Origin of the sequence: Sediminibacillus dalangtanensis, from assembly GCF_017792025.1 — a bacterium.
Lineage (GTDB): Bacteria > Bacillota > Bacilli > Bacillales > Amphibacillaceae > Sediminibacillus > Sediminibacillus dalangtanensis.
Map to the genome: position 1 here is coordinate 2,365,886 of NZ_CP046956.1, position 25,307 is coordinate 2,391,192.

General features: G+C 44.5%; 25 protein-coding genes. 2 read left to right on the forward strand and 23 right to left on the reverse strand.

The window, feature by feature from the left end:
* Nucleotides 1-197: 197 nt before the first annotated feature.
* The 5 genes from ERJ70_RS11955 to ERJ70_RS11975 all read right to left on the reverse strand — a co-directional run bounded on the left by ERJ70_RS11955 (nt 198) and on the right by ERJ70_RS11975 (nt 6,655).
* Entirely contained in the window at nt 198-710 is a 513-nt protein-coding gene (locus ERJ70_RS11955) for an adenine phosphoribosyltransferase (protein ID WP_209365086.1), read from the reverse strand.
* Nucleotides 700-3,048, reverse strand: coding sequence for a single-stranded-DNA-specific exonuclease RecJ (gene recJ, locus ERJ70_RS11960; RefSeq protein ID WP_209365087.1), 2,349 nt, complete (start codon nt 3,046-3,048; stop codon nt 700-702). The genes ERJ70_RS11955 and recJ overlap by 11 nt, the downstream gene beginning before the upstream one ends.
* A 71-nt stretch (nt 3,049-3,119) precedes the next feature.
* Nucleotides 3,120-3,446 carry a LapA family protein gene (locus tag ERJ70_RS11965; protein ID WP_209365088.1) on the reverse strand — a complete coding sequence of 109 codons (327 nt, stop codon included), beginning with the start codon at nt 3,444-3,446 and terminating at the stop codon, nt 3,120-3,122.
* Nucleotides 3,447-3,954: 508 nt separating this feature from the next.
* Entirely contained in the window at nt 3,955-6,204 is a 2,250-nt protein-coding gene (gene secDF, locus ERJ70_RS11970) for a protein translocase subunit SecDF (protein ID WP_209365089.1), read from the reverse strand.
* A 154-nt stretch (nt 6,205-6,358) separates the two neighbouring features.
* On the reverse strand, nt 6,359-6,655 hold the full coding sequence (locus ERJ70_RS11975) for a post-transcriptional regulator (protein WP_309506965.1): 297 nt from the start codon (nt 6,653-6,655) through the stop codon (nt 6,359-6,361).
* Nucleotides 6,656-6,777: 122 nt separating this feature from the next.
* Between ERJ70_RS11975 and spoVB the strand changes: the two genes are divergently transcribed.
* Nucleotides 6,778-8,334, forward strand: coding sequence for a stage V sporulation protein B (spoVB, locus tag ERJ70_RS11980; protein WP_209365090.1), 1,557 nt, complete (start codon nt 6,778-6,780; stop codon nt 8,332-8,334).
* 297 nt (nt 8,335-8,631) lie between these two features.
* On the opposite strand, the gene ERJ70_RS11985 is transcribed toward spoVB, so the two are convergent.
* Entirely contained in the window at nt 8,632-9,300 is a 669-nt protein-coding gene (locus tag ERJ70_RS11985) for a DUF421 domain-containing protein (RefSeq protein WP_209365091.1), read from the reverse strand.
* Nucleotides 9,301-9,378: 78 nt separating this feature from the next.
* The gene (locus tag ERJ70_RS11990; RefSeq protein WP_209365092.1) at nt 9,379-10,677 is read right to left on the reverse strand and encodes an ArsB/NhaD family transporter; all 1,299 of its coding nucleotides are present in this window, start codon (nt 10,675-10,677) and stop codon (nt 9,379-9,381) included.
* Between the two features lie 161 nt (nt 10,678-10,838).
* Between ERJ70_RS11990 and ERJ70_RS11995 the strand changes: the two genes are divergently transcribed.
* Nucleotides 10,839-11,225, forward strand: a complete 387-nt coding sequence (locus tag ERJ70_RS11995) for a TIGR04086 family membrane protein (protein ID WP_209365093.1) — start codon at nt 10,839-10,841, stop codon at nt 11,223-11,225.
* A gap of 490 nt (nt 11,226-11,715) precedes the next feature.
* Here the strand turns inward: ERJ70_RS11995 and yajC are convergent, their stop codons facing one another.
* The 16 genes from yajC to ERJ70_RS12075 form a co-directional block, all read right to left on the reverse strand.
* A complete protein-coding gene (yajC, locus tag ERJ70_RS12000) occupies nt 11,716-11,979 on the reverse strand; it encodes a preprotein translocase subunit YajC (RefSeq protein WP_209365094.1) in 264 nt (87 codons plus the stop codon).
* 15 nt (nt 11,980-11,994) lie between these two features.
* A complete protein-coding gene (tgt, locus tag ERJ70_RS12005; protein WP_209365095.1) occupies nt 11,995-13,131 on the reverse strand; it encodes a tRNA guanosine(34) transglycosylase Tgt in 1,137 nt (378 codons plus the stop codon).
* A 33-nt stretch (nt 13,132-13,164) separates the two neighbouring features.
* Nucleotides 13,165-14,193 carry a tRNA preQ1(34) S-adenosylmethionine ribosyltransferase-isomerase QueA gene (queA, locus tag ERJ70_RS12010; RefSeq protein ID WP_209365096.1) on the reverse strand — a complete coding sequence of 343 codons (1,029 nt, stop codon included), beginning with the start codon at nt 14,191-14,193 and terminating at the stop codon, nt 13,165-13,167.
* Between the two features lie 19 nt (nt 14,194-14,212).
* Nucleotides 14,213-14,404 carry a DUF2905 domain-containing protein gene (locus tag ERJ70_RS12015; RefSeq protein WP_209369346.1) on the reverse strand — a complete coding sequence of 64 codons (192 nt, stop codon included), beginning with the start codon at nt 14,402-14,404 and terminating at the stop codon, nt 14,213-14,215.
* 5 nt (nt 14,405-14,409) lie between these two features.
* Complete coding sequence (gene ruvB, locus ERJ70_RS12020) at nt 14,410-15,411, reverse strand: Holliday junction branch migration DNA helicase RuvB (RefSeq protein ID WP_209365097.1); 1,002 nt, start codon at nt 15,409-15,411, stop codon at nt 14,410-14,412.
* A 59-nt stretch (nt 15,412-15,470) separates the two neighbouring features.
* Nucleotides 15,471-16,085, reverse strand: coding sequence for a Holliday junction branch migration protein RuvA (gene ruvA, locus ERJ70_RS12025; protein WP_209365098.1), 615 nt, complete (start codon nt 16,083-16,085; stop codon nt 15,471-15,473).
* 157 nt (nt 16,086-16,242) lie between these two features.
* Entirely contained in the window at nt 16,243-16,800 is a 558-nt protein-coding gene (locus tag ERJ70_RS12030; protein WP_245207936.1) for a BofC C-terminal domain-containing protein, read from the reverse strand.
* A 138-nt stretch (nt 16,801-16,938) separates the two neighbouring features.
* Nucleotides 16,939-17,688, reverse strand: a complete 750-nt coding sequence (locus ERJ70_RS12035) for a YebC/PmpR family DNA-binding transcriptional regulator (RefSeq protein WP_209365099.1) — start codon at nt 17,686-17,688, stop codon at nt 16,939-16,941.
* Between the two features lie 576 nt (nt 17,689-18,264).
* On the reverse strand, nt 18,265-18,783 hold the full coding sequence (locus ERJ70_RS12040) for a YhcN/YlaJ family sporulation lipoprotein (RefSeq protein ID WP_209365100.1): 519 nt from the start codon (nt 18,781-18,783) through the stop codon (nt 18,265-18,267).
* A gap of 73 nt (nt 18,784-18,856) precedes the next feature.
* Nucleotides 18,857-19,594 (reverse strand): NAD(+) synthase, encoded by a 738-nt coding sequence (gene nadE, locus ERJ70_RS12045; protein WP_209365101.1) that lies wholly within the window; start codon nt 19,592-19,594, stop codon nt 18,857-18,859.
* A gap of 28 nt (nt 19,595-19,622) precedes the next feature.
* Nucleotides 19,623-20,591, reverse strand: a complete 969-nt coding sequence (locus ERJ70_RS12050) for a phosphotransferase (protein WP_209365102.1) — start codon at nt 20,589-20,591, stop codon at nt 19,623-19,625.
* On the reverse strand, nt 20,584-21,696 hold the full coding sequence (safA, locus tag ERJ70_RS20030; RefSeq protein ID WP_245207938.1) for a SafA/ExsA family spore coat assembly protein: 1,113 nt from the start codon (nt 21,694-21,696) through the stop codon (nt 20,584-20,586). The genes ERJ70_RS12050 and safA overlap by 8 nt, the downstream gene beginning before the upstream one ends.
* Before the next feature lie 196 nt (nt 21,697-21,892).
* Nucleotides 21,893-22,753: a prephenate dehydratase gene (gene pheA / locus ERJ70_RS12060; RefSeq protein WP_209365103.1), complete on the reverse strand. Its 861-nt coding sequence runs from the start codon at nt 22,751-22,753 to the stop codon at nt 21,893-21,895.
* A gap of 13 nt (nt 22,754-22,766) precedes the next feature.
* Nucleotides 22,767-23,216, reverse strand: a complete 450-nt coding sequence (gene thrR / locus ERJ70_RS12065; RefSeq protein ID WP_209365104.1) for a transcriptional regulator ThrR — start codon at nt 23,214-23,216, stop codon at nt 22,767-22,769.
* Between the two features lie 45 nt (nt 23,217-23,261).
* Complete coding sequence (obgE, locus tag ERJ70_RS12070) at nt 23,262-24,542, reverse strand: GTPase ObgE (protein WP_209365105.1); 1,281 nt, start codon at nt 24,540-24,542, stop codon at nt 23,262-23,264.
* A gap of 14 nt (nt 24,543-24,556) precedes the next feature.
* Nucleotides 24,557-25,087: a Spo0B domain-containing protein gene (locus ERJ70_RS12075; protein ID WP_209365106.1), complete on the reverse strand. Its 531-nt coding sequence runs from the start codon at nt 25,085-25,087 to the stop codon at nt 24,557-24,559.
* Between the last annotated feature and the right edge of the window lie 220 nt (nt 25,088-25,307).

Here is a 25,307-nt window from a genome sequence, read left to right on the forward strand (position 1 = left end):
GAAAGTTTTCGTTTACATCTCTTAAGATTCACCTGTTGCAAAAAGTGTAAAATAACATCATTTGCTGTTTATGCTTTCTTCTAGTATAAAAAAAGCGTAAAAAAAGTAAAGAAAAAAAGTTTGTTCAACCGTAAAAACACACTGGAATGTAGCTAAACAGGAGTACTCCTGAGAGCACTCCTTCTTTTTGCTTTTATTTAGTATTGCATTAAAGTAAGAACCTCATAGCCATCCAGCTTTTCACGGCCGTGTAAGTAAGTCAATTCTATCAGGAAGGCACAACCTGCAACAATACCTCCAAGCTCTTCCACAAGTTTGATGGTTGCTTCGATTGTTCCTCCTGTCGCCAGCAAATCATCCGTGATCAAGACACGCTGACCAGGCTTGATGGCATCCTTGTGGATTGTCAGTACATTTTTTCCATATTCAAGACCGTAATCGACTTTGATCACTTCACGCGGCAGCTTGCCTTCTTTTCTGACCGGGGCAAAGCCGACTTCCAACGCATAGGAAACTGGGCAGCCGACAATAAACCCTCTCGCTTCCGGACCTACAACCAGGTCGATCTCTTTGTTGCGGGAATACTCAACAATTTCATCCACTGCAGACTTATAAGCAGTCCCGTTATCCATGAGGGTTGTGATATCTTTGAATCTCACTCCCTCTTTAGGCCAATCTTCTACTACGGTAATATATTTTTTATAATCCATGGCTTACTTCCTCCTTAGGTGATCCGCTCTTTTCCATAAATGGATCAAACCATGCTCTCAATTCATCATAAGACGAGTAATAAAGTGTTTTTTCTATTTCCAGCCTGTTTTGCATCTTTTGATATGCAGGCGCTTCGGTTAAATCCTTTTTTGCTGGGTGAGGATTTGTTTTTAGCAGACCATCTTCTATTTTAACAAATTCCAATTCAAAAAACACTTCGCTGATAAATTTTATCTTTTCTTGCTTCCAGCCTTTGTGTTTCGCAAGTAAATCTAATTCTTTTTTCATGTCAAACTGTTTTCGCTGTAACATCATGGCATAGAACCACTTGAAATCTTCCCGGCTCGGAAGCACTTCCAGGAAGTGGCCGTCTTTTTCATAAAAACAGGCAAAGATTTTATCTGGTTTCAACCGGGACAGCAGATGCTCCAAGTCATCTAAACGTTCAGGCAAATCGAGCAAAATCAAACTGTCGATATTTACCCGTTCCCAGTAAGACAGCTTGTCCTCGCTATATAACGATACTTTGACTTCAGCTGGTACACGTTGCTCCATGGATTCCTCATGAAAGCAGACAGCAAGACTTTCCTGAAAAAGCTCCAATGGTATTTGCTTTGAAAGGTGCCTGGATCCTCGATAATCAAAAAGCTGCCAAACATTCACTGCCAGATCTTTAACCATGAGCTGCACTTTTTGTTTCCCATTCCATTCGTTAATCTCCAACTCTCCAATCACATCTAGTGTGGAACGCGGAGAAATTTTATGGTAGAGATCACCCATTCCGAAAGCAACGCCATCCACTATTTTTTGCTCTCCCTGAAAGGAAAACTTCAAATGATTTTGCTGGCTTCCGATCTGCCTGATTTCTTTAGGCTTGGCTTGAACGTGGAATAACGGTTTTGGGTTGCTCATCCCGAACGGCGCAAGTTTATTAATCTCCTTGATGATCGAGACATCCAGCTCCTCGATATTGACGGTTGAATCTATTGTCAGTGACTGTTTGTAATCCTCTTCCGTAAGTTTGCTAGCTGCAGCATCGTTCAAAAGATTACGAAGTATCGGGAGATTTTCCACCGGCAGTGTCATACCGGCAGCTTGCGCATGCCCGCCAAAGTGCGTAAAGGTTTCCCTGATTTCCATACAGTTTTTAAACAGGTCAAAAGCATCGATACTTCTTGCCGACCCTTTGGCCTGTTTCTTGTCAGCGTTGATGGATAAAACAATCGCCGGACGATCATACTTCCTTACCAATTTGGATGCTACAATCCCCAGCACCCCTTCATTCCATCCCTCTTGGGCAGCAACAATCACATGTTCCCCAGTATCGCCTGCTTCTACCAATGCTTCAGCTTCTTTGGCTATATCGGCAACTATTTTCTGCCTTTCCAGATTCAGTTCCTGAATGAACCCTGCCAATTCCTCGGCCTCGGATGCATCTTGGGTCAGCAGTAAATCCACAGCCATATCTGCATCCTGAAGTCTTCCCACGGCATTGATTCTCGGGCCAATAAAAAAACCGATATGTTCTTCGGTAATATCGCCCTCTATTTTACAAACCTTCTTCAAAGCTTTTATCCCTGGACGGTTTGATTGTGAGATGGCTTTCAAGCCAAATTTAGCCAACACTCTATTCTCATTGACCAGCGGTACCAAATCAGCGATGGTTCCAATCACAGTCAAATCCAACAAGTGCTTGGGAAAATAGCCAAGTAAGTGCTGGGCGAATTTAAACGCTACGCCGACGCCGGCAAGTTCTTGAAACGGGTAGTCGGTGGAGCATTTTGGGTGGACGATCGCCAGCGCAGCAGGAAGCTGCTCTTGCACTTCATGGTGGTCTGTAATGATGAGATCCACGCCGATTTCTCTGGCGATTTCCGCCTCCTCAACTGCTGCAATCCCTGTATCCACCGTGATGATCAAGTCTACTCCTTCCGTTTTCGCTTTACGGAAAGCTTGTTCATTGGGTCCGTACCCTTCTGTAAAACGGTTGGGGATGTAAAAGGTACAATCCGCTCCTAATTCTCGAAGCGCCTCTAGCATGACAGCAGTCGAGCTAACCCCATCTGCATCATAGTCACCAAAGACTAGAATTTTTTCTCCTTCTGCTATGGCTTGGTGCACTCTTTCAGCAGCCTTACCGATATCATTCATCAAAACCGGATCATGTAAGTCCTCTAGGCTTGGATGAAGGAATTTTTCTGCCTGCTCCTTTGAAACGATCCCTCTCTGAAACAACAGCCGCTCTGTTACCGGGGCCAAGGAAAACTCCTCTCGAAGACCGATATCGTTATCTGAATCGCTATATGTAAACTTCCAATTTGCTTGGCTTTGTAACATAAATTCACCCCTGACCCACTTATTATACTAGAGTGAATCAGGGGTAGCAAATGGATTTTCCATCATTCTCATCATTCATTGTGATCGGGCAATCCTTCCTTCTCCTCTTGTTCCTGACTGCCTTCGGTCGAATCAATCTCAACAACAGGTTCGTTTAGTTGTTCGTTTTCCTTTTTCAGGGAGCGGACTTCCCTTTGCAGTCGCAGCACCTTGACCCAGCCGACAGCAGCTGTAATCAATCCACCCATCAAGACAGATATTAAGATGACAAGAATCAACGGTGCATTTCCGGTTCCGAATAAGTAATCGACTTCTACAGGTTCGACATTAATAACAGCGAAAATCGCTACGATCAATGCAAATATGAGTGCAAGAATGATATAGCTTTGCCCTTTCATTTGTTTCCTCCTTTAACCGCATGATAGAAGGTTGTAAACATCGGCTACGGATATACTTCCCAACATAAGCAGAAAAAAAACTTCGCAACTCCAGTTGGTCATCTGTAATCATCTCTTTTAGGAAGTTTCTGGAGGTTTTTGTCTTAAAGCCATTTGCTACAGAAATTGAGCTAGTAAGCTGGGGGGCAATGACGTCTACAAGAAAAAGAGGCCGGACAAAAGCATGGCCATTAAAGCAAAAACCGAACGAATTCTAAATGCTGATTGAATTCGCTCGGTTTTTTTGTAAAGTGAGACTTCTTTTTATCGTGTTGTTTGATGCGTGCTTCGAATCGAGAAACTACGCGTTCCACGGGCACGGCTTCAACTTCCTCAGCGGGATTTTCAGCTCGTGCTGTTCCCGCAGGCGTCACCACCGATCGCTCATCGTGGAATCAATAACAAACTTTTTACAGCACTCTTAGATTAAAAAGGACTTTTTAGTGGTCTCCATCTTCGGTGGTTTACTTTAAACCTGCGGTCCACCGGTTTGTTTTTTCTTCACATAGTTGATCGGTTTTTCTTTGATATTTCTACCACGGAAAATCAACCAAAGCTGCGCTGCAATAAATAATGACGAATAGGTGCCGGCAATCAGTCCGACAACTAGCGCAAACGAAAAATAAGTGATTGAGGTTGCGCCGAACAATAGCAGCATAACGGCAGCAAACACAACCGTGATAACGGTATTGAAACTTCTCGCCAAGGTTTGCATTAAGCTGCGGTTAACGATTTTCGCTAGCTCGCCGAACGATTTCACTCGTTTCTTCAGCTTCAGGTTTTCCCGGACCCGGTCAAATGTAACGATGGTATCGTTGATCGAATAACCGACTATCGTCAATATTGCCGCGATGATCGTAATATCGAATTCCATCCTCGTAATACTGAACAGTGCTACGATGAAAAATGCATCATGCAGCAAGGCGATAATGGACGTGAGCGCAAAGAAAAATTCAAACCGGATTGTCACGTATATGATGATACAAATTGCTGCGTACAATACTGCCATTACAGCGTTTTTGGCGAGCTCCTGTCCAACAACAGGTGATACCGTACTAACGCTTGGATTGTTCCCGTACTCATTGCTGAAATAATCTTGTATCTCCCCTACTTCATCCTGAGCCAAGACAGTACCAAACCTTGCAACCGCTATGTCGTTATTATCACCGGAAATAACAATTTGTTCCGGAGAATATCCTAGTTCCTCGAAATCTTCTTCAATTGCTTCCTGAGTTAGGCTTGTTTCAGAAAGAACTTCTACTCTGGAGCCTGCAGTAAAGTCGATTCCGAGGTTCAAGCGGAAGACAGAAAGGCAAATGACACCGGCAAGGACAAGAATCAGTGAGATGGAAAAGAACTTTTTACGATGGCTCACCAAATCAAATGTTCGTCCAAATAGCTTCGGTTCCACTTCTTCTGTACTGGCTTTATCCTGAATATCCTTGCTTTTCACACCGAACCATCCAGGACGCTTATTTAGAAAGCGACTGTTTACCCAAAGTCCGAGAAATAGCCTTGTCCCGTAAACAGCTGTAATAAAGCTGACCAATATGCTGATTATCAGCATGGTGGCAAACCCTTTAACCGAGCTCGTCCCGAAAATAAATAACACGGCAGCCGCAATCATCGTGGTGATATTGGCGTCGAGAATGGTAGACAAGGAATTTTTGTTACCGGCTTTGAAAGCGGACTGTACCGATTTGCCGGATTTCAGTTCCTCTTTAATCCGTTCATACGTGATAATGTTGGCGTCGACCGCCATTCCTACCCCTAAGATCAAAGCAGCGATTCCCGGCAGCGTCAATACCCCGTTCATCCATTCAAATACAAGTAAAATCAAATAAATATAAATACTTAGGGTTATTGATGCAACTACACCAGGAAAACGGTAGTAAATCATCATAAACAAGAAGATGAGCGCTACTCCAATAAAACCGGCAAATACCGTTTTATCAAGCGCCTGTTGCCCGAATTGAGCTCCCACCGAGGTGGAATATACCTCTGTCAAATTAACCGGCAATGAACCGGCATTCAAAATATCTGCCAATCGTTGTGCAGAATCTACAGTGAAGTTCCCGCTGATTTGAACATTCGATGTATTCAGCGTTTGATTGACAGCCGGTGCCGAAATATATTTAGGGTCCTCTTTCTTCGATTCTTCTTCAAATGAATCTCCTTCTTCATAATCCATCCAGATGACCAATCGATTATCGGGCATCTGCGAAATTTGTCTCGTAACATCGGCGAATTTTGAAGGGTCCTTCAATTGAAGGGTAACGATCGGCTGATTCGTATTTGGATCAAAGTCCTGCCGAGCGCTGTTTTCTTTTAAATCATCTCCGTTTAAGTATTCCTTATCATTCACATCCCGGAATGATAATTCAGCCGAAGTCGAGAGCAACTCCCGTGCCTCATTCTGATCTTCCACTCCGGCAAGCTGGACCCGGATCCGGTTTGGCTCTTCAATGTTGAAATTCGGTTCATTGACACCGAGAACATCGACACGTTCACGGAGGGCTTCCGTCGTCGCTTCCAACGTGTCCATGCTGACATCCGAGTCGCCATCCAGTGTTTCCACTTCATATAAAACTTCAAAACCACCCTGTAAATCAAGGCCTAGCTTGATATCTTTGGTTATCCCTGTAATCGTTGTCCCAATCGTCCCTGCAAAAATCAACACGATTAGAAAAAAGGCAACGATTCTGCCTCTTTTAACCATCCTGTTTGTGCCTCCTCTACTCCATCCGCTCTAACAGCAAATACAGCTAATTTGTGACCGGCTAAATTGCCGGGTTCTTTTTTCATTAGTATCTTATCAAGCAACACATAGGAACATTATAGAAATTATTTACATGAAGGTCAATGGACTATTCTTAACCTTCTTCTTCAGCAGGGCCGGATAAAGCGGCGATCGATGCCATTATATCGTCGTCTTGATAAGCTTGCACGGTTAAATAACTCATATAAATAGTTGAACTCAAATGAAAAATATCTCCCACAACTTCATGAACACGCTTCGAGGGATTGCCTTTCCACACTTTCTTCTTGAGACAATTCCACACATCATTTGAAGTCGCCCGGGAGTACCCCATCAATTTAAATTCTTCCACTTTGCTTTCCAGTATCAAATCCATTTCTTTCTTCCACTCATCAACCAGTTTTTCTTCCACAATGGTGCGCCCCCTCTAGCGTTCGATAATTTTTATACCTGCCTGTCATGCTTGGCCAACTACCTTGCATATACATTCATTGTATATGAATTATAAAAATTTGAGAAGGCAGGTCGTTACTTGTGACCAAGCAAACATTTCTTCAGGGGACCCTGATATTGATAGCAGCTGGCATGATTACCAGGTTTCTAGGCTTTATCAATCGAATCATAGTAGCAAGGTTAATGGGTGAGGAAGGAATAGGCCTGTATATGATGGCTCTTCCGACTTTGTTCCTCGTCTATACCCTCACCCAGTTCGGGCTGCCCATAGCTATCTCCAAGCGTGTCGCAGAAGCAGAAGCGCATGGCGATCTAAAAAAAATTAAACGCATTCTAATTATTTCTCTGACTATAACCGGAACGCTGAGCGTCATATTCCTCGCAGGGCTAATTTTAATTGCTCCGATTGTAGCGACGAAGTTTTTGACAGATGAACGAACGCTTTATCCATTGCTCGCAATCAGTCCGATGGTGCCGATTTCGGCTGTTTCCTCTGTCATCCGCGGTTACTTCCAGGGAAGACAAAACATGAAACCACAAAGCTATGCTCAAGTCATTGAACAAGTAGTCCGGATTTGCTGTGTTTCATTCTTGGTAAAGTTATTTCTTCCCTACGGAGTAGAGTTTGCAGCTGCCGGCGCCATGTTTTCTGTTATTGTCGGGGAACTTTGCTCGTTGTTTTTTATGTTCCGCATGTTTAAAATGAAAAAGCGTATCAAGTTGCGGGCTGACGTCCTTCAATATATTAAATCTGGACGGCAGACATTCAATGAACTTATGTCGATCGCCTTGCCCGGAACTGGAAGCCGTCTTGTTGGTTCTATTTCCAATTTTCTCGAGCCGATTCTCGTTTCACAAAGTCTAGCGATTGCAGGTTTTCATACGGTAGCTGCGACTAAACTTTATGGTTCGCTTACAGGATACGCGCTTCCATTGCTGTTCATGCCGACCTTCATCACCCACTCACTTGCTGTTGCCATGGTGCCTAATATCAGTGAAGCAGACGCCAAGCAAAACAAACAGCTCGTCCATTATCGCATTCATCAGGCAATCCGAATTTCATTTGCTTCCGGTGCTTTAGCAACCGTGATCTTGATGCTTTTTTCCGTTCCCATTCTTGAATTTATGTATGGAACCAGCAGTGCGAGCCGTTTTTTGGTACTGATGGCTCCGTTCTTTGTCATGTTGTATGTCCAATTTCCGTTAAATGCTGCCCTGCAGGCGCTAAATTTCGCAAAAGAAGCAATGTGGAACAGTATTATCAGCACAGGGATAAAATTCATCGTTCTGATCATCTTTGCTACCAATCCCCAATTTGGGATCATGGGCGTTGCCTTGGGAATGATTGTGGGGGTAGTCCTCGGAACCATGCTCCACATGGCGACCTTGATAAAAGTCATCTCCTTCAAACTGCCATGGATGGATTTTTTGAAAATGGCCTGCTTGTTTTCCATTACCTGGTGGGCAGGAAAGCTGTTGAAGCAATTGATTCCCGGATATGCGGACAATCTGTTGGTTTTTCTTTGCACACTTACAGTACTGGGTACCTTCTATCTCGTTTTACTGTTCCAGTTCAAGTTTTTATCGGTAGCCGAGTTGCGTCAATTCCCGATTTTGAACCGTTTTACCCGTAAATAAGAAATGGAGAGTACTTAAACTGTAAACAAGCAGTTACTTCCTGGTAAGGGAAAGCGGTTCAGTCAAACAAAATAATCGGGGCTCAATCAGCGAAAGTAGAGTATGATTAAGCGGACGGACGACCTATTCATTTACCGAGCCACTTCCCAGGCTCCGGGAAGCTTGTTTAGGAGGGATATAACACGGTGAGGCTCCGGAATGCTAAAAAAGCTCGAGGTGGCTCACCAGCCCCGCCTACGGAAAGCGCAGTTTCGTTCCACAGCCGGTGGTTTAGCACAGCTCAAAGAATCTTTCCATCTATTTTTTTTCGTTTTTTATATCGACAAATATTTGGCCATCTTTGTCGATACTGCAAAAAGAGACCTGCTCGACAGTGAGATCCCGCTTTTTCACTTCTCCCATTAGCCAGTCTTCGCTTTTATCGATTTTTTCCAAAGCACCATACTGGATTTTTCCGTCCACGATCACTGGTACAACATACCCTTCCGATGAAATACCATCACTGCCATTAACCGACTTTTCAAATATGGATAATTTACCGGAAGCTTCAAGAATCGCAAATTCAACATCTTGAATACTTTTGGTGCCGTTTTCCCGCAGCTGCTGCATCAAATCATTAAAATTGTATCGTTGTTTTCGCATTTCATGCTCATCGATTTTCCCTTTTGAAATGATCACAGAAGGTTTGCCTTCAAACCATCCACGAAATCGCTGGTTTTTCAATGATGCCCAGGCAGTAAAACGCTGAATGAGCAGCAAAATAGTCATGGGTATGATAGCTTGGGCGATATTCGACTTGGGTTCCTCGATAGCAAACACCGCCATTTCCCCTACCATGATGAATACAACGATATCCAGCAGGCTTAATTCTCCGATTTCCCTTTTTCCCATCAACCGAAAAATCACCACGATGATTAAATAGGTAAAAACAGTGCGGAATATTATCTTCCCCAGTTCAATTTCCATAAACAAGTTCCTTCCCACAATCACAGTTACAGTTATTATTGCTAATAGACTGGATTTTATGCTGAAGATAATGCTTGCTTACAAGCCTTGCTGGAAAGGAACCAGATAGCGAAAATAAATATAAACGGTCGATACAATTAAAGAAAGGATTACGAGCGGAATTCCATAGCAAAGAAACCGTATAAAAGGGATACGCTGTCCATTCCCCTCCGCAAGTCCCGCTACCACCACATTGGCAGATGCCCCGATCAATGTCCCGTTACCTCCCAGGCAAGCTCCCAATGCCAACGACCACCAGAGTGGATCCAGGTTCGCCATCCCGTATGATTGAAATTCCTTTACCACTGGTATCATTGCAGCAACAAACGGGATATTATCGATAATCCCAGAGAAAAGGCCGGCCGTCCATAAAATCAGCAAAGCTGTAAAGGGCAAGTCCCCTTCTGTCAGCATCATAATTCCCCTGGCCAATTCATCAATGACTCCTACTTTCTCCAATCCACCGACAAGCATGAATAACCCGATAAAGAAAAATAAAGTGATCCATTCCACCTCTTGAAATACTTTTTCTGTACCCGCTTCCTGGTCAGTGAGAAGAAGTAATAAAAGTGCTCCCGCGACTGCTACAGTCGTCAATTCAATATGAAACACAGGATGAAGCAAAAATCCTGTGATGGTCAGTAGTAAAACCGTCACCGACTGATACAACATCGGTGTCTTCTTTAAATAAGTCGTTCCATCCAATTCCATCAACTGGTCAATTCGGTCCTCGTTTTTCTGCAATTTATTCCGAAATAAAAGAATAATAGAAAACATCATGACAGCAAACAACAAGACAACAACCGGTCCTAGATGAACAATAAACGAAAGGAATGTTAAGTGCTCGACCGCCTGGCCGATCATGATATTCGGGGGGTCCCCGATCAAGGTGGCGGTGCCTCCGATATTGGCGCTAAAAATGATTGTCAGTAAATACGGGAATGCAGGAAGCTGCAGCAGCCTGGTCAATGTCAAAACAATCGGAACAAACAGGAGTACGGTTGTCACGTTATCGAGCAAGGCAGAGCCAAGAGCGGTAAGGATAGAACAGCCAACCAGCAGGGGGATGGGATCCCCATGTACTCTCTGAGCAAATGTAATTGCAATAAATTCAAACAGCCCCGTTTTTTTCGTAATCGAAACGAGTACCATCATCGAGAACAATAACGCAATGGTGTTCCAATCGATGTAATGCGTATAAGCATCTTCCCACTGATAAATGCCAGTAAGCAGAAGCAGAACTCCTCCAGATAAAGCAACAAGTGCCCGGTTGATTTTCTCGGTCATGATGAAAAAATAACTGATAATAAATATAGCAATGGCTACCACTGCAGACATGTTTTTCTCCCCTTCCTGCCGATAACACTTCCTGTTCGAACTTCCCTTTTAAAAATCCATTACTATGAATGTATTCACAGCTTGGGCAAATATTTAATTCTAATTTAAAAAAACGCGAATAAGCTTTTACAAAAGGGACAAACACATAGGGAGGTAATCAGATGGCACGAGCACGAATGACCGCGCTTCTTTATGGATGGATTACGGCACTGGGAATTATCCTGGCAGCAAGCCTGATTTTATCCATGCTGTTGAAGTTCACCAGTTTTGGGGAGGCCGAATTGAATTGGACGACTATTGCAATCAGTATTGCGGCACTATTCATCGGCGGGCTTATTGCTGGCCTGAAAGGGAAGGAAAAGGGATGGATATTGGGGTCTCTGACAGGATTGGGCTTTATCCTTTTTATTCTGCTTTATCAATATCTTGGATACCGTACGGGAATTAGGCTGGAACAGCTCGTGCATTACGGGGGATTCTTAGCGGCGTCAGTAATCGGAGGCATGCTGGGTGTTAATTTAAGCTCGGAAAGTAATACTTCCAAATAGTAGCAAAGCTTGAGGAAGCGTAAAACCCGCTTCTGCCAGTTTCTATCATTCGGAACAAGACCGGACGAATTCGAGTCTTGTTTCTTTTATTATTTCTAATATTATTTTCACCCTAGCTCCCAGAAACACATCATTCTTCCATTCATCTGTCCTATGCATAGGAGGGGAGCACCCAGCTTCAGGGTTTCATTCCCAAAGTTCTGCTTTCTCTGTATATAAAGGCAACGAAATATAAGAAGAACGAGGACAAAAGCGCAAGCGCCTTGCTCACCCCCGACAAGCTTAAGAACAGCCTCGGCGTGTCGCTTTTTGCCACACAGAGGGTGGGCTTAAGACCTCGAGGGGGTAGGCGCTGGATCTGGACGTGGCTGGTTCAGCCAATAATTATCCACAGACAGTTAAATTTATAATTTCCTATACGATAAAAAACTCCGATGCTCCCATATATAGGGAAGCGTATCGGAGTTTGTAAAAACAAAATCTTTTGATCTTAATCTTGAGAAATTACATCTCTCACCGCGGAACGGTCGTATGTAATCTTTGTACCATCCTGGGTAGTCAAAACGAGTGTACCCTCGTCCAGCGCATGCACGGTTCCATGCATGCCACCAATCGTGATGATTTTATCCCCTTTTTTCAGATCTGACTGCATTTGGCGAACTTGCTTTTGCTTCTTTTGCTGCGGACGGATCAAAAGAAAATAAAAAATAACGAACATTAAAATGATCGGTGCTAATGATGCTAAAATATCCATCGTATTTCCTCCCTTCTAAAAGTTTTTTGCATTCGGTTTGTTGAAACCATATTGTTCAAAGAATTCCTCTCTGAAATCGCCAAGACGATCTTCTTTTATCGCTTCGCGGACTTGCATCATTAATTCTAACAGAAAATAAAGATTATGGTAAGTAGTTAAACGAAAGCCGAATGTTTCGTTAGCCTTAATCAAATGCCGGATATAAGCCCGGGAATAATTTCGGCAAACATGACAATTGCAATTCTCGTCCAACGGTCCGAAATCCCGCGCATACTTTGCATTGCGGACAACCAGTCTGCCGTTAGAAGTCATACATGTACCATTTCTCGCAACCCGAGTAGGCAGCACACAATCAAACATGTCTATTCCCCGGATTGCCCCGTCAATCAATGAATCAGGCGATCCTACTCCCATCAGGTAACGCGGTTTGTTTGTCGGCAGCAATGGTGTAGTAAACTCCAGCACTTTATTCATGACATCTTTCGGTTCTCCGACAGACAATCCTCCGACCGCATAACCGGAAAAATCAAGCGAGGTAAGATCCCGGGCACTTTGACGACGCAATTCTTCGTACTCACCGCCTTGGACAATACCGAACAACCCTTGCTCTTCTGGACGTTTATGGGCCTCCAGACAGCGTTCAGCCCACCTGCTAGTCCTTTCCACTGATGCTTTCATATACTCATGGGATGCCGGATACGGAGGACATTCGTCGAATGCCATCATGATATCGGAACCAAGGGAATTCTGAATCTGAATTGCTTTTTCAGGTGATAAAAACAATTTTTCGCCACTAATGTGATTGCGAAAATGAACTCCTTGTTCTTCAATATCGCGCAGATCACTGAGGCTGAAAACCTGGAACCCGCCGGAGTCGGTCAAAATAGCCCCATCCCAATTCATGAATTTATGCAGCCCGCCTGCTTCTTCTATAATGTCTTCACCAGGACGCAGCCATAAATGATAAGTATTGGAGAGGATGATTTTAGCCCCCATCTCCTCGAGCTCTTCCGGACTCATTGTCTTTACTGTGGCAAGCGTTCCAACCGGCATAAACATCGGTGTTTCGAACGAGCCGTGGGGCGTATGCACACGCCCCAGACGAGCTCCTGTCTGTTTACATGTTTTGATATGTTCATAGGTGATTGGCATAAACTGCACCCTTTCTTTTCATCAATATGTGGGTTATACAATCAGCATAGCGTCTCCAAAGCTGAAAAAACGGTAACGTTGGTCGACTGCCTCTCGATATGCTTTCAGGATGAAATCCTTACCGGCCAACGCGCTTACCAGCATGATCAAAGTCGATTTCGGAAGATGGAAATTCGTAATGAGCCCGTCGATTGCCGTAAAACGATAAGGAGGATAGATGAATATATCCGTCCAGCCGCTAGCTTGTGTGAATAACCCATCATTGTCACGGGTGATGGTTTCCAGTGTTCTAGTTGAAGTCGTCCCGACAGAAATGATTTTCCCACCAGCCGCTTTAATTCTATTTAACTGGTCCGCCGTTTCCTTGGACATGTGATAAAACTCACTATGCATATCATGTTCTTCAATACTATCCACACTGACCGGCCGAAAAGTCCCCAAACCGACATGAAGTGTAACGAAGGCAAGCTCGACACCTTTCGCCTTAATCCGTTCAAGCAGTTCCTCGGTAAAGTGAAGTCCGGCTGTAGGCGCTGCCGCTGAGCCTTCTTCTTTTGCATAGACTGTTTGGTACCTGTCCTTATCCGGCAGTTGCTCCTTTATGTATGGAGGGAGCGGCATTTCGCCAAGCTGTTCGAGCACTTCTAGAAAAATTCCGTCGTATTCAAACCGGACGACTCTTCCACCGTGTTCTTTGACCCCAGTGCAGACTGCCCGCAGTTGTCCGTCTCCGAATGTAATGACTGTTCCTTCTTTCACTTTTTTAGCAGGTTTCGCTAGCACTTCCCACTCATCCTGCTGCTGTTGGTGAAGCAGCAATACTTCTATTTTTCCGCCCGTATCCTGTTTGCTGCCATAGAGTCTGGCCGGCAATACCTTTGTATCATTCAATACAAGACAATCGCCAGGAGACAAATAATCAATCACATCGGAAAAGTGTTGATGATTGATTGTCTGTTTCTGTCGATCCATCACAAGCAAACGGGAGGCTGTCCGATCCTCCAATGGTGTTTGAGCAATTAATTCCTCTGGTAAGTCAAAATCAAAATCATTTATATCCATTTTCAATCTCCTTACTCTATTATCGGAACTTCCCTATAATAAACAAAATCACCGATAAGATGATACTGACCACAATTGATGTCATGATCGGAAAGTGGAAGGACACATTCCCTTTTTTAAAACTAATATCGCCAGGAAGTCTGCCGAATATCCCCCACAGCATTCCGATGATGATAAAAACAACTCCTATTACAATAAATAGTTTTCCCATTCCGGTCAAGCTTTCGGCACCTCCCGGTTGAAGTGGTGATATGCTTTGGCAGTGACCTGCCTGCCTCTAGGCGTCCGCTGAATGAACCCAGTCTGCAGAAGGAACGGTTCATACACATCTTCGATTGTCTGGGATTCTTCACCGATAGTCGCTGAAATGGTGTCCAGACCAACAGGACCTCCGTTAAATCCATCCATTATACCCAGCAGTAATTTATGGTCGACATGATCCAGGCCGGCAACATCTACTTGAAGCATTTCCAACGCAGTTTCGGTTGTTTGTTGTGAAATGATTGGCTCCCCCTTCACCTGTGATATATCTCTGACCCTTCTCAGCAATCTGTTGGCAATTCGAGGCGTGCCCCTGGACCGTCGGGCGATCTCAATAGCCGCTTCTTTTTCAATTCCTACTTGGAAAATATCTGCAGTTCTCTCCACAATAGCGCATAAATCTTTTGTTTCATAATATTCCAACCGACTGAGGACTCCAAAACGATCGCGCAACGGAGCTGTCAGCAACCCTGCACGGGTCGTAGCACCGACAAGCGTGAACGGCGGCAAATCAAGCCGTACAGAGCGGGCACTGGAACCTGATCCTATTACAATATCAAGGCAAAAATCCTCCATGGCGGGGTAAAGAATTTCTTCTACCGCCCTGGGCAGCCGGTGAATTTCATCGATGAACAACACATCTCCGGCTTCCAATGAAGAAAGTATGGCAGCCAGGTCACCTGCTTTCTCGATCGCGGGTCCTGATGTGGTACGAAATTGCACCCCCATTTCGTTGGCTATGATGGAAGCCAATGTCGTTTTCCCAAGCCCGGGAGGTCCGTAAAGCAAAACGTGATCAAGCGGCTCATTTCTCATTTTGGCTGCCTCTATAAAGATGCGCAAGTTACCCTTTGCCTTGTCTTGTCCAATATACTGTGCAAGGTTGATTGGGCGCAGGCTAAGCTCCATCGACTGATCATCTTCCTGCAATTCGCCGGAAATCATTCGTTCTTCCACGTTATCTCCCCTTTACCAATAAGAAGTTCTCTCTGGCTGATCCTATTATGGCACAGCACTTATTTCATCAACAAAGCCAATCCTTTCCGGATATAAGGATCGGGATTTTCATGTTGTTCCTGTCTCAATGTCGGTACGATTGCTTTTACTTCGCGTTCGGAATATCCCAATGCCTTCATAGCAGCAATCGCTTCCTCTAAGGCATTGTTTTGTCCCTGGAGAGCCTCCTCTTCCGAAGACCGGTCGGCAGTTTCAACAGCGACGGCTGCAAATCCATCTGGCAACTTACCCTTCAAATCAAGAATCATTTGGCGGGCTGTTTTTTTTCCGATTCCCGGGAATTGGGTCAAAAATTTGTCATCTTCCCTTTCAATAGCCGATACAAATTCTTCCACCCGTACAGAAGCAAGAACGGCCAGCGCCCCTTTGGGACCAATACCTGAAACATTCAGGAGCTTGGAAAACAATAATTTGTCATCTGTTTTTTTAAAACCGAACAATGTTTGATTGTCTTCTCTGACGTAATGATACGTATAAATCAGCACTTGCTCACCCAATACGTCCTGAAATGCGAATGGATTTGCACAAATGATTTCATAACCAACTCCATTCGCTTCTACAATTACAGCTTCTTCATTCACTGCTTCCAAATTTCCTTTTATGTATGCAATCATTACGATTATTCTCCCCTATCAACAATAGCCTGTATCTATCTTACCATACAAGCGTATGTTCGTATAACTGTTTTCTTCCTCCAGCATACTTCGGTAATGAAGGCAGCTTCATTGCAACACGGTAAAAAGGATTCCGGCTGGAAACCGGAATCCTCCATTAACTGTTAACTGAGCGTTGAGGAGCCATACCTCGATAAGCCTCCAGAACATATTCGTAGACTTGCTTGGAATCAATTTTGATACCATCCTGAAGCCTTTGTCTCTGATAACTCTCCAACTCACCTGTATCAATCTGATAAAAGGATTGTATCACCTGTTCATGAATCGGCAGTCCTTCAAATATAGCCAATTGATCATCTGATAAACCGAAATAACCATGTTCTTTCATATACGGGGAAATATCCGCTATTTCTTTTTTTAAGACAACCTTTCCTTCCTGCTGCTCGACTACCTGCCAATCATGGTAGTATGACCAGAAGTCTTCCATTGCCCAAATTTTTTCCTCATGTGTGCTTTCTTCTACATGTCCGTCCATGTACTGTTTCTGCAGGGTCACTTCCAATACAAGCGGTTCTTTTTGCGTAACCTGCTTTTTTTGTTCTGCTGCCCGAGTCGTCCGTTCATCAATTGATTGCATAACTCCAATCAGTAACAATACGCTGGTTATTCCTATAACTGCTATACTGCAGACAAAAAGCTTCCGTCGTTTTCTCACACTATTCACCCCATGTGTTAAAATGGCTAAACCTCTATTTGACAGTTTGGCCATTTTCACACTTTTTATCCCAGTGAAGAGTGATCAGAGCACAGAAAAACCGGCTGTTTCCTATTGGAAAGCCGGTTAAGAGGCACTTTATAATTGGGCAAGGATTTCCTCGTCGGCGTCAAGGTTATGGTAAACATCCTGAACATCTTCGTTATCTTCCAGCATATCGACTAGACGAATCATCTGTTTGGCTTCGTCTTCGCCGAGCGGTGAGAGTGTCTGTGGTATCATCGTCAATTCTGCCGTGGAAAATATATATCCATCCGCTTCCAATTGCTGTTTCACTTCAGAGAAGTTTTCCGGATCTGTATAGATTTCAAAAACGTCTTCCGTCGTTTCCATCTCTTCTGCGCCAGCTTCTATGGCTGCCAACAACATATCATCCTCGTCCGCGTCTGTTGTACTTCTATCAATGACGAGATAGCCTTTGCGGTCGAACATGAATGCGACACATCCGTTTTCACCCAAGTTCCCGCCATTTTTATTGAAAGCATAGCGGACTTCTGAAGCAGTCCGGTTTTTATTATCTGTCAATGCTTTCACCATCACAGCCACCCCGCCTGGTCCGTAGCCTTCATATGTCATTTCTTCATAATTTACGCCTTCCAGGTCACCCGTCGCTTTTTTTATCGCACGATCGATATTATCATTCGGCATGTTATTTGCTTTTGCTTTGTCGACCGCCAAGCGGAGTGACGGATTCGTTTCGGGATCTCCACCGCCCTGTTTCGCAGCGACGAATATTTCCTTCGCCATCTTCATGAATACTTTCCCGCGCTTTGCATCCTGTGCATTTTTGCGTCGTTGTATATTTTTCCATTTAGAATGACCAGCCATAGGACATTCTCCTCTCTTAATGCTGAATAATTCAGTCAGGCCAATGCCTGTCAAGTAAAAGTTGAGAAAAAATTCCTTTATTACTATAACATAAAATTTTCACCTTATAAACGTTTATCTTCCAGAGGAGACTGGATTCTAAGAGATAATGCTTTTGGCTTTTACACAAAAAATACGAACTACGCAGTAACTGTAATGGGAAGTTCCATTGCCTCTTCAAAAAGCGTGTTAAGCAACGCTCACCAGCCGCCCGCGGAAAGCGCAGGGTATTTCAACTCAAAAAAGCAGGAAGTTAGGAAGACGCATTCAAACTGTGTCGGAGTTTATATCAAAAGCCCCCAACAAGGTATGCGAATTTTGCCCAAGCCAAGAAAGGGGAGGCGTTTTGGGACTCCGATTAAGCAGGAAGCCCGCGTTATGTTTGCCAGATAGAAACTAGTTCAAACCACCGTGCACGCTGTCCAAGCATCATAAACCGGAATTGCTGCCATTCAATTTTCAATGTATTGATTTCCAGCGCAAAAAAGCCTTTGCTACAGCGACTACTGTGCAAAGGCGATGTTCCTTCAAAAAACATCATCTGGCTGGTTCTCTGGCATCCCGATCCCTCATTTGATTCCAATAAATGTCTCCAGTGTAAACGAGGACCTCTTTGCCTTCAGCTTGGCGTTCCACCTTGCTGTAAACCTTGTCTGCTATCGATGCAGCCTTGTCATCATACTCCTGATTCAACGTAAGCGAAACGATGACACGATCTTCGGTAACGTAAACTTGAGCAAGAGTGATTTCATCAAGCTGATTTAAGTCCTCGGAAATGGTTTGAGACTGTTCATTATAAAAACCTTCCAAACGCTGCTGGCCTGGCGGCAGGTTCTCCTGGTAGCCGGTAAAATCCTGCCCTTCTTCCTGTTGGCCGTTTCGATTCTCTCCATCATCCAAGTTGCGTTCCGCTTCATCATGGGTACTATAGTCGATCGGCATGGTAGAATCTTCCATGTCCTCTCTGATCATTTGTCCTTCTTCCTGCTGATCGGAACACCCTGCTGCAAGAAGAAAGAGCAAACAACCAAAGACGAATAATAGTAGTTTATTCAATAAAAAAACCTCCCTTACCCTGTAGAATGGGATAAGGAAGATTTTTTAATCAGTTATTTTCTGGGAGCAGTTTTTACAAGGATGGTCCTGGAGCGATTTCCCGCTTATGAGCAGACTTTTTATGGAGCTGATCAATAATTTCTTTGTCCTTTTGCGGGATTTCTTCCCCCTTCAAATACTTGTCGATTTTCTCATAAGTCGTTCCCATTTCGTTCTCGTCAGTTTGGCCTTCCCAAAGTCCTGCACTAGGTTGTTTATGGACAATATCATCCGGTACGCCCAAATATTCCGCCATTTCCCGGACCTCGCCTTTACCCAGGCTGACTAGTGGGACCAAATCCACACCGCCATCTCCATACTTGGTAAAATAGCCAGTATAAAATTCTGCCGCGTTATCGGTTCCGACTACTAAGTACTGATAATTAGCCGCTAAAGCATATAAGGTGCTCATCCGTAGACGGGCGCGTAGGTTAGCATCCGCCAGCTGCTGGTTATCCGGATTGACAGACTGCTGGTCGTTAAGCTGGGTTTGAATGTTGTTGAACAGTACGTCATGTGTCTCTGATAAGTCAACGGTTATTGAATCGATTCCACAGCTGTCAATCACCTTTTTGGCGTCTTCCATGTCCTGTGGGTTACTTTTGCAAGGGAGTATCACACCTAGTGAATGATCCGGCGCCGCCCGTTTTATTAGATGGGCAACCACGGCAGAATCGATACCGCCGCTAACGCCTACCAATAAACCCTTCACTCCAGATTCTTTGATTTTTTCTTGAAGCCATGCTACAATTTTTTCTACTTTTTCCTGCATCGTTTGTCTCCTCCCATTTGATAATAATTTATGTTAGCACAATTTCTACATCTTTCACAAATTTAACCCGCTGCTTCCATTTCTCCTCAAGGTGGGAAACATAATCGAACAATTGGTTCCATGACGGCTTTCTTCGGGAAAACAACAGCCATTCTCTAATCAAATCGACTGGTGTTCCAACGCTTCTTAAAATAAAATCAATTTCCTCCTCCTTTTCCGAAAAGAGGGAACTGCACAATTGTTTTATATCATGGTTGACATAAGGTAAAAAGCGCTGGCCAAGTTGAATCCAATCGTAACTTTCAGGAGCCAGACTAAGCAAATCAAAGTCGATAATATTCACTGCACTCGAGTTTGTTCGTAAGAAATTATGGGATGCGACATCACCGTGTGTCCAACTGCGTCTATCCACAGCTGTTTTTTCCATTGTATACCAGTCAATGTCTTTCCGTAGTCGTTCCAAAAGGCTGGCCGTCGTGTCGATGATTTCGCTGGCCAATGAATCCTTACCAGCCGCCTCAAACAGAAACCGGGTTTTGGAAAACCTGTGCAACCGATTTTCCCACTTATACACTAGCGGAGGCCGGATGACAGGATCCGCCACCTTTATTCCCCTGGCTGCCAAATGAAAATTCCGGAGAACCTCCACCGCTGTTTCCCTATCCTGTTTGTTGGCGAACTGAAGGGATTGTCCCTCCCGGTAAGGCATTAAAAGCCAATGGTAACCATATTCATATAAAAAGAATTCCCCATTTGGAAAATGGACAAACCTGACAATGTCCGAATCAGGATAAACCGTTTGAAAATCGAGCTGCTGCTGTACAGATGCCCTCTGTTTGATTCCTTTCAGGATATATTTCTGGCCTGAATCATCACGGAGAACAAAGACGGCGTGCTTAAGGAACCTTAATTTTTCCGGACACAGAAGTGCCCTCTTCTGTAAAAAGGAAGAGAGACGAGCCTGAAAGGCTTCGTCTCTAAGTGCCAGCTTATTCACTTTCTTCTTCTTCCTCCCGAGAGTACGGCGGATATGGAGGATTGAAATTTGTCATACCTGTATATGGTTGTTGCGGCTGGAACTGTTGGTAGGATGGTTGATTATAGGCAGGGTACATTTGCTGAGGCATCATCTGTCCACCAAATGGCTGCATACCCTGCTGGGACATAAAGCCCGGATACCCATAACCAGGCCATTGCTGACCCGGATATCCAGCCATGGACTGGTTAGGGTCGGCATACTGCCCCAAGGTTTGAGAACCGCCGCATCCGCAATCACTGTCCATACCTGCCACGTTTTGAGGCATTTGTGGCATTGGGGTCATTTCCATCGACGAAGAGGATTCCATCAAGTCTTCCATTCCCTGTGAAACACCTTGCACGGTGGGATAAGAAAAAGATTGATTGGCCGTCATATTCTCTGCTCCGAATTGGGGACCACACGGTACTGTCTCCCCCATCGGATAATGGTGTACCGGCATGGTCATAGGCTGCATCGGGATACAATATGGCATCGGTTGATAATAGTTCATAGGCATTGGTTGTTGTGCCGGCAATGTCTGTGCAGGCATTTCATAAGCCGGGGTTTCCTGTTTCCATTTTTTATCCTCGTGTTTTTTTGGCGACTCATAAGATGGCATTTTCGGTACGGTCATATTGATCGGGAACTTTTCCATATGCTGTTCCATCATCGGCACTTTTGGTACGTCCATCATTTTGGAAGCTGGTTTCTTATGGTCATCTTCCTTGATTACCGGAAATGCTTTGGGCGTAGTATCCTTCCAAGGATGCTTTGCAGGCTGTTTGCCAGCCTGTGGCTGTGTTTCCGGCTTCTCTTTTTCCTTAGGCTTCTGCTGGCTTTCCTGTTGCTTCTTCTTCTGTTTTTGTTGCGCAGGTTGAGGAGGGTATTGCTGCATTTCCTTATCTAAACTTCCCTCTTGTTTAACTTGGACAGAATTGCCTGGTATCTTGATTTTCATTCCCGGCATGATCATATCCGGATTAGACAGGTGAGAATTCACCTGCTTCAGTTCTTCAAAATCCACTCCATACTTTTTGGCTATTTCCCACAATGTTTCTCCTTTTTGCACTACATGAATTCTCAATACTGAAACTCCCTTCTGTATAATTATGGCAGACACTAACGAGCCTGAATTACGGAACAATTCCATACAACATATGCGAATGCCCCAGAAAGGTTGATGAAATATTCGATGATCATGAAAAATATGCCTAAAAATACAAGCTGCCGGCCGGAATGACTTTCATCATCCCTGCCGGCAGCAAAGGTCTTCATACTTGTTACCTATTCATTTGGTAAACGGGATAGGTGCCGAGGAGTGTCACTTTACAGCCCAATGCCTCCAATTCGGCCTTCACCCCAGGAAACAACACTTGGTCATAAGCTTGGATGACATCGATAATGAAATAATAGTTTCCAAGCCCTGTCTTCATCGGCCGGGATTCGATTTTGGACAGGTTCATTTTCCGCCAGGCAAAAGCGGACAGCACTTGATGCAATGCACCCGCATAATCGCTCGGTAGCGTAATCAACAAGGTTGTTTTTTGCGTGCCGGCTGCATGCCCACTGCTGATTACCGGCTCCTCCTGCTTCGATAACACTGCAAACCTTGTATGATTATTTGGATAATCATGAATATCCTCTGCCAAAATTTTTAATCCGTATTCTTTAGCAGCAAGTTTATTGCCAATTGCTGCGGCAGTCGGATCCGAAGTCGCAACCATTTCTGCCGCCTTCCCGGTGGAGGTAGTGTAATGCACATCCGCCTGCTGCAAGTGTTTATGTAGAAATTGATGACACTGAGCAATTGCATGGCTGTGTGAATACACATGGGCGATATCCAAAAAAGATTCGGTCGCTCTTTCGTTTACCAGCAAGTGCTGCTTGATTGGAACGACTATTTCTGCAACGATAGGAAGTCTCACTTGATGGATCATATAATCAATCGTCAAGTGGACCGTTCCCTCGATTGCATTTTCCAATGGCACGACAGCTATATCGATTTCTTCGTTTTCTACGGCATCCATACATTCAGGAATCGTTGCATAATCCGCTTTTTCTTCTCCATTAAAAAGGGAATCTACTGCAATTTTCGTAAAAGTCCCCTTCGGCCCCAAATACCCTATTTTCTTTTTCACCATGTTTCCCCCTGTTCTAAGCACCAGAACTTAATATTTCCACCCTATCGACAAAATCCAGCCGTTTCAATTGTTGAATCAACGTCTCGATTTGAATAGTCATTGCGGAAGTATTCAAGGACAACGTCACATTCGCCTTTCCCTGGAGCGGAATCGTCTGATGGATAGTCAAAATATTCCCTCCTGCTTTTGCTACCGTATCCAGTAAATTGGATAATGTACCTGCCCTGTCTTCCAAGTGAAAAAACAAAGTGATCATCCGCTCCTTTACCATTGCCTGGAAAGGAAATACTGCATCCCGATACTTATAAAAAGCACTCCGCGACAAATCGACCTGTTTCACAGCATCAAATACAGATTCCACTTTGCCGCGTTCAATCAGCGCTTTCGCTTCAATCGTTTTTTTCATGGCATCAGGAAGGATGTCGTTTCGTACAAGATAAAATTTTTCTTCTTTTTCAGCCATTGGTTTATTCCCCTTTGTACGTGCCTAGCTCCGCCTGAAAGTACGTTATTCAATGAACTCAAATTCATAATCCAGCAGCCGTACTGTGTCCCCATCTTCGGCTCCCTGTTTGCGGAGGGCTTCATCGATTCCCATCCCCCGCATTTGACGGGAAAACCGACGCACGGACTCATCGCGGTTGAAGTCGGTCATGCGGAACAATTTCTCGATACGCTCCCCGGAAAGGACAAATGCACCGTCCGGATCACGGGTGATTTGGAAACCTTCCTGCTCCGGCTCATACTTATAAACAACACGTTCTTCTTTCTCCTCGATCGGCGTACTCTCTTTTGGAATGGTATCAAGCAAATCTGCGACAGCGAACAATAGCTCGCGTACCCCTTCTCGTGTCACGGTAGAAATCGGATAGACAGGGAATTCGTCCGTCATGTTCGCTTTGAACTCCTTCAAATTATCCTCGGCGCCAGGCATGTCCATTTTATTAGCGACAATAATCTGCGGCCGATTTTCCAGTGCCATATCGTATTCCTTCAATTCGTTATTAATGGCTACATAATCCTCGTATGGATCCCGTCCTTCGCTGGCCGCCATATCAATCACATGGACAATCACCCTGGTTCGTTCCACGTGCCGCAGAAACTGATGTCCTAATCCGACGCCTTCATGGGCACCTTCAATCAATCCAGGCAGATCAGCCATGACAAAACTGCGCTGATCCGTCGTTTCTACTACTCCGAGATTTGGCGATAATGTAGTGAAATGGTAATCGGCAATTTTCGGTTTTGCGGCACTGACAACGGATAATAAAGTCGATTTCCCCACACTAGGAAAGCCGACCAACCCAACATCAGCTATCAGCTTCAATTCAATTTGAATATAGCGCTCCCGTCCGGGCTCCCCATTTTCAGCCAATTCCGGTGCAGGATTTCTCGCAGTTGCAAACCGGATATTGCCCCGTCCGCCGCGTCCGCCTTGGGCAATCACCGCTCGCTGTTTGTGTTCCACGAGATCGGCAATGACTTGCCCTGTATCATCATCTCTCACCGTTGTTCCCGGTGGGACCGACAATACTAATGGTTCAGAATTTTTTCCGTGCTGTCCCTTGCTCATGCCATTTTCTCCGCGTTTTGCTTTAAAGTGTTTCTGGTAACGGAAATCCATCAATGTGTTCAATCCTTCATCCACTTCAAACACAATATCTCCGCCATTCCCGCCGTCTCCTCCGGCAGGTCCGCCCATCGGTACATATTTCTCTCTCCGAAAAGCAACCAGGCCATTTCCGCCATCGCCTGCTTTAACATACACCTTTACTTGATCGACAAACATAGTTGATCACCTCTTCAGCTGCACACCCATTTGACTGTACACCGATTTTTTTCTGCTTCTGAGACCGTAACGAAAAATCGTTCGTCAAGTTCAGACAGCTCTTTGCTCATTTTTTCAGGTGTATCGTACACCCCTGAAATTTCCAACAATACAACCAATTGATTCAATTGGTCGGAATGAAGGGTAAGATTCCCCTCGTACATTTCCATTTCGTTTGTATGCCGGCCGATTACCTCTATCAGCTTATTTAGCCAGGACGCTATCTCTTCATCATATATAGAATACCCGTTTGATTCCAGCGAAATGTCGTAATCAAGCCGGAAATTACTGTGATGCCAGTTAAAACTTATGGCCCATAAAGCTGTCTGCGGCAAGCATGCACTTGAAATCCGCCGTTCCTTTTCCATTTCAGCATTGATTTCGTGGATTTTCTCCTTCACTTTATCCAGTTTCCCCATTGAGGCATAGCCACTAATCAACTGCATCGCATTCATCCAATCATGACGATAATGACTTAATAGCTCTACGACCTTTTCCGGTTCCATCTTGTTATCCGCCCCCCACTCAGTTATCAAAATTATAGCAAAAAAGCAAGGGAACGAAAACAGGACTATATTCTGTTTATGTACAGGCAGAACAAAAGCGCACGCGCCTTGCTCACCCCCGACAAGCTTAAGAACAGCCTCGGCGTGGCGCTTTTTGCCACACAGAGGGTGGGCTTAAGACCTCGAGGGGGTAGGCGCTGGAGCTGGACGTGGCTGTTTC

What these genes read in the sequence shown, in the direction of transcription:
- ERJ70_RS11955 (WP_209365086.1), bottom strand. Translation starts at nt 710, where the DNA reads ATGGATTATAAAAAATATATTACCGTAGTAGAAGATTGGCCTAAAGAG.
- recJ (WP_209365087.1), bottom strand. Translation starts at nt 3,048, where the DNA reads ATGTTACAAAGCCAAGCAAATTGGAAGTTTACATATAGCGATTCAGAT.
- ERJ70_RS11965 (WP_209365088.1), bottom strand. Translation starts at nt 3,446, where the DNA reads ATGAAAGGGCAAAGCTATATCATTCTTGCACTCATATTTGCATTGATC.
- secDF (WP_209365089.1), bottom strand. Translation starts at nt 6,204, where the DNA reads ATGGTTAAAAGAGGCAGAATCGTTGCCTTTTTTCTAATCGTGTTGATT.
- ERJ70_RS11985 (WP_209365091.1), bottom strand. Translation starts at nt 9,300, where the DNA reads ATGGAAATTGAACTGGGGAAGATAATATTCCGCACTGTTTTTACCTAT.
- ERJ70_RS11990 (WP_209365092.1), bottom strand. Translation starts at nt 10,677, where the DNA reads ATGTCTGCAGTGGTAGCCATTGCTATATTTATTATCAGTTATTTTTTC.
- ERJ70_RS11995 (WP_209365093.1), top strand. Translation starts at nt 10,839, where the DNA reads ATGGCACGAGCACGAATGACCGCGCTTCTTTATGGATGGATTACGGCA.
- yajC (WP_209365094.1), bottom strand. Translation starts at nt 11,979, where the DNA reads ATGGATATTTTAGCATCATTAGCACCGATCATTTTAATGTTCGTTATT.
- tgt (WP_209365095.1), bottom strand. Translation starts at nt 13,131, where the DNA reads ATGCCAATCACCTATGAACATATCAAAACATGTAAACAGACAGGAGCT.
- queA (WP_209365096.1), bottom strand. Translation starts at nt 14,193, where the DNA reads ATGGATATAAATGATTTTGATTTTGACTTACCAGAGGAATTAATTGCT.
- ERJ70_RS12015 (WP_209369346.1), bottom strand. Translation starts at nt 14,404, where the DNA reads ATGGGAAAACTATTTATTGTAATAGGAGTTGTTTTTATCATCATCGGA.
- ruvA (WP_209365098.1), bottom strand. Translation starts at nt 16,085, where the DNA reads ATGATTGCATACATAAAAGGAAATTTGGAAGCAGTGAATGAAGAAGCT.
- ERJ70_RS12035 (WP_209365099.1), bottom strand. Translation starts at nt 17,688, where the DNA reads ATGGCTGGTCATTCTAAATGGAAAAATATACAACGACGCAAAAATGCA.
- nadE (WP_209365101.1), bottom strand. Translation starts at nt 19,594, where the DNA reads ATGCAGGAAAAAGTAGAAAAAATTGTAGCATGGCTTCAAGAAAAAATC.
- pheA (WP_209365103.1), bottom strand. Translation starts at nt 22,753, where the DNA reads ATGGTGAAAAAGAAAATAGGGTATTTGGGGCCGAAGGGGACTTTTACG.
- thrR (WP_209365104.1), bottom strand. Translation starts at nt 23,216, where the DNA reads ATGGCTGAAAAAGAAGAAAAATTTTATCTTGTACGAAACGACATCCTT.
- obgE (WP_209365105.1), bottom strand. Translation starts at nt 24,542, where the DNA reads ATGTTTGTCGATCAAGTAAAGGTGTATGTTAAAGCAGGCGATGGCGGA.
- ERJ70_RS12075 (WP_209365106.1), bottom strand. Translation starts at nt 25,087, where the DNA reads ATGGAACCGGAAAAGGTCGTAGAGCTATTAAGTCATTATCGTCATGAT.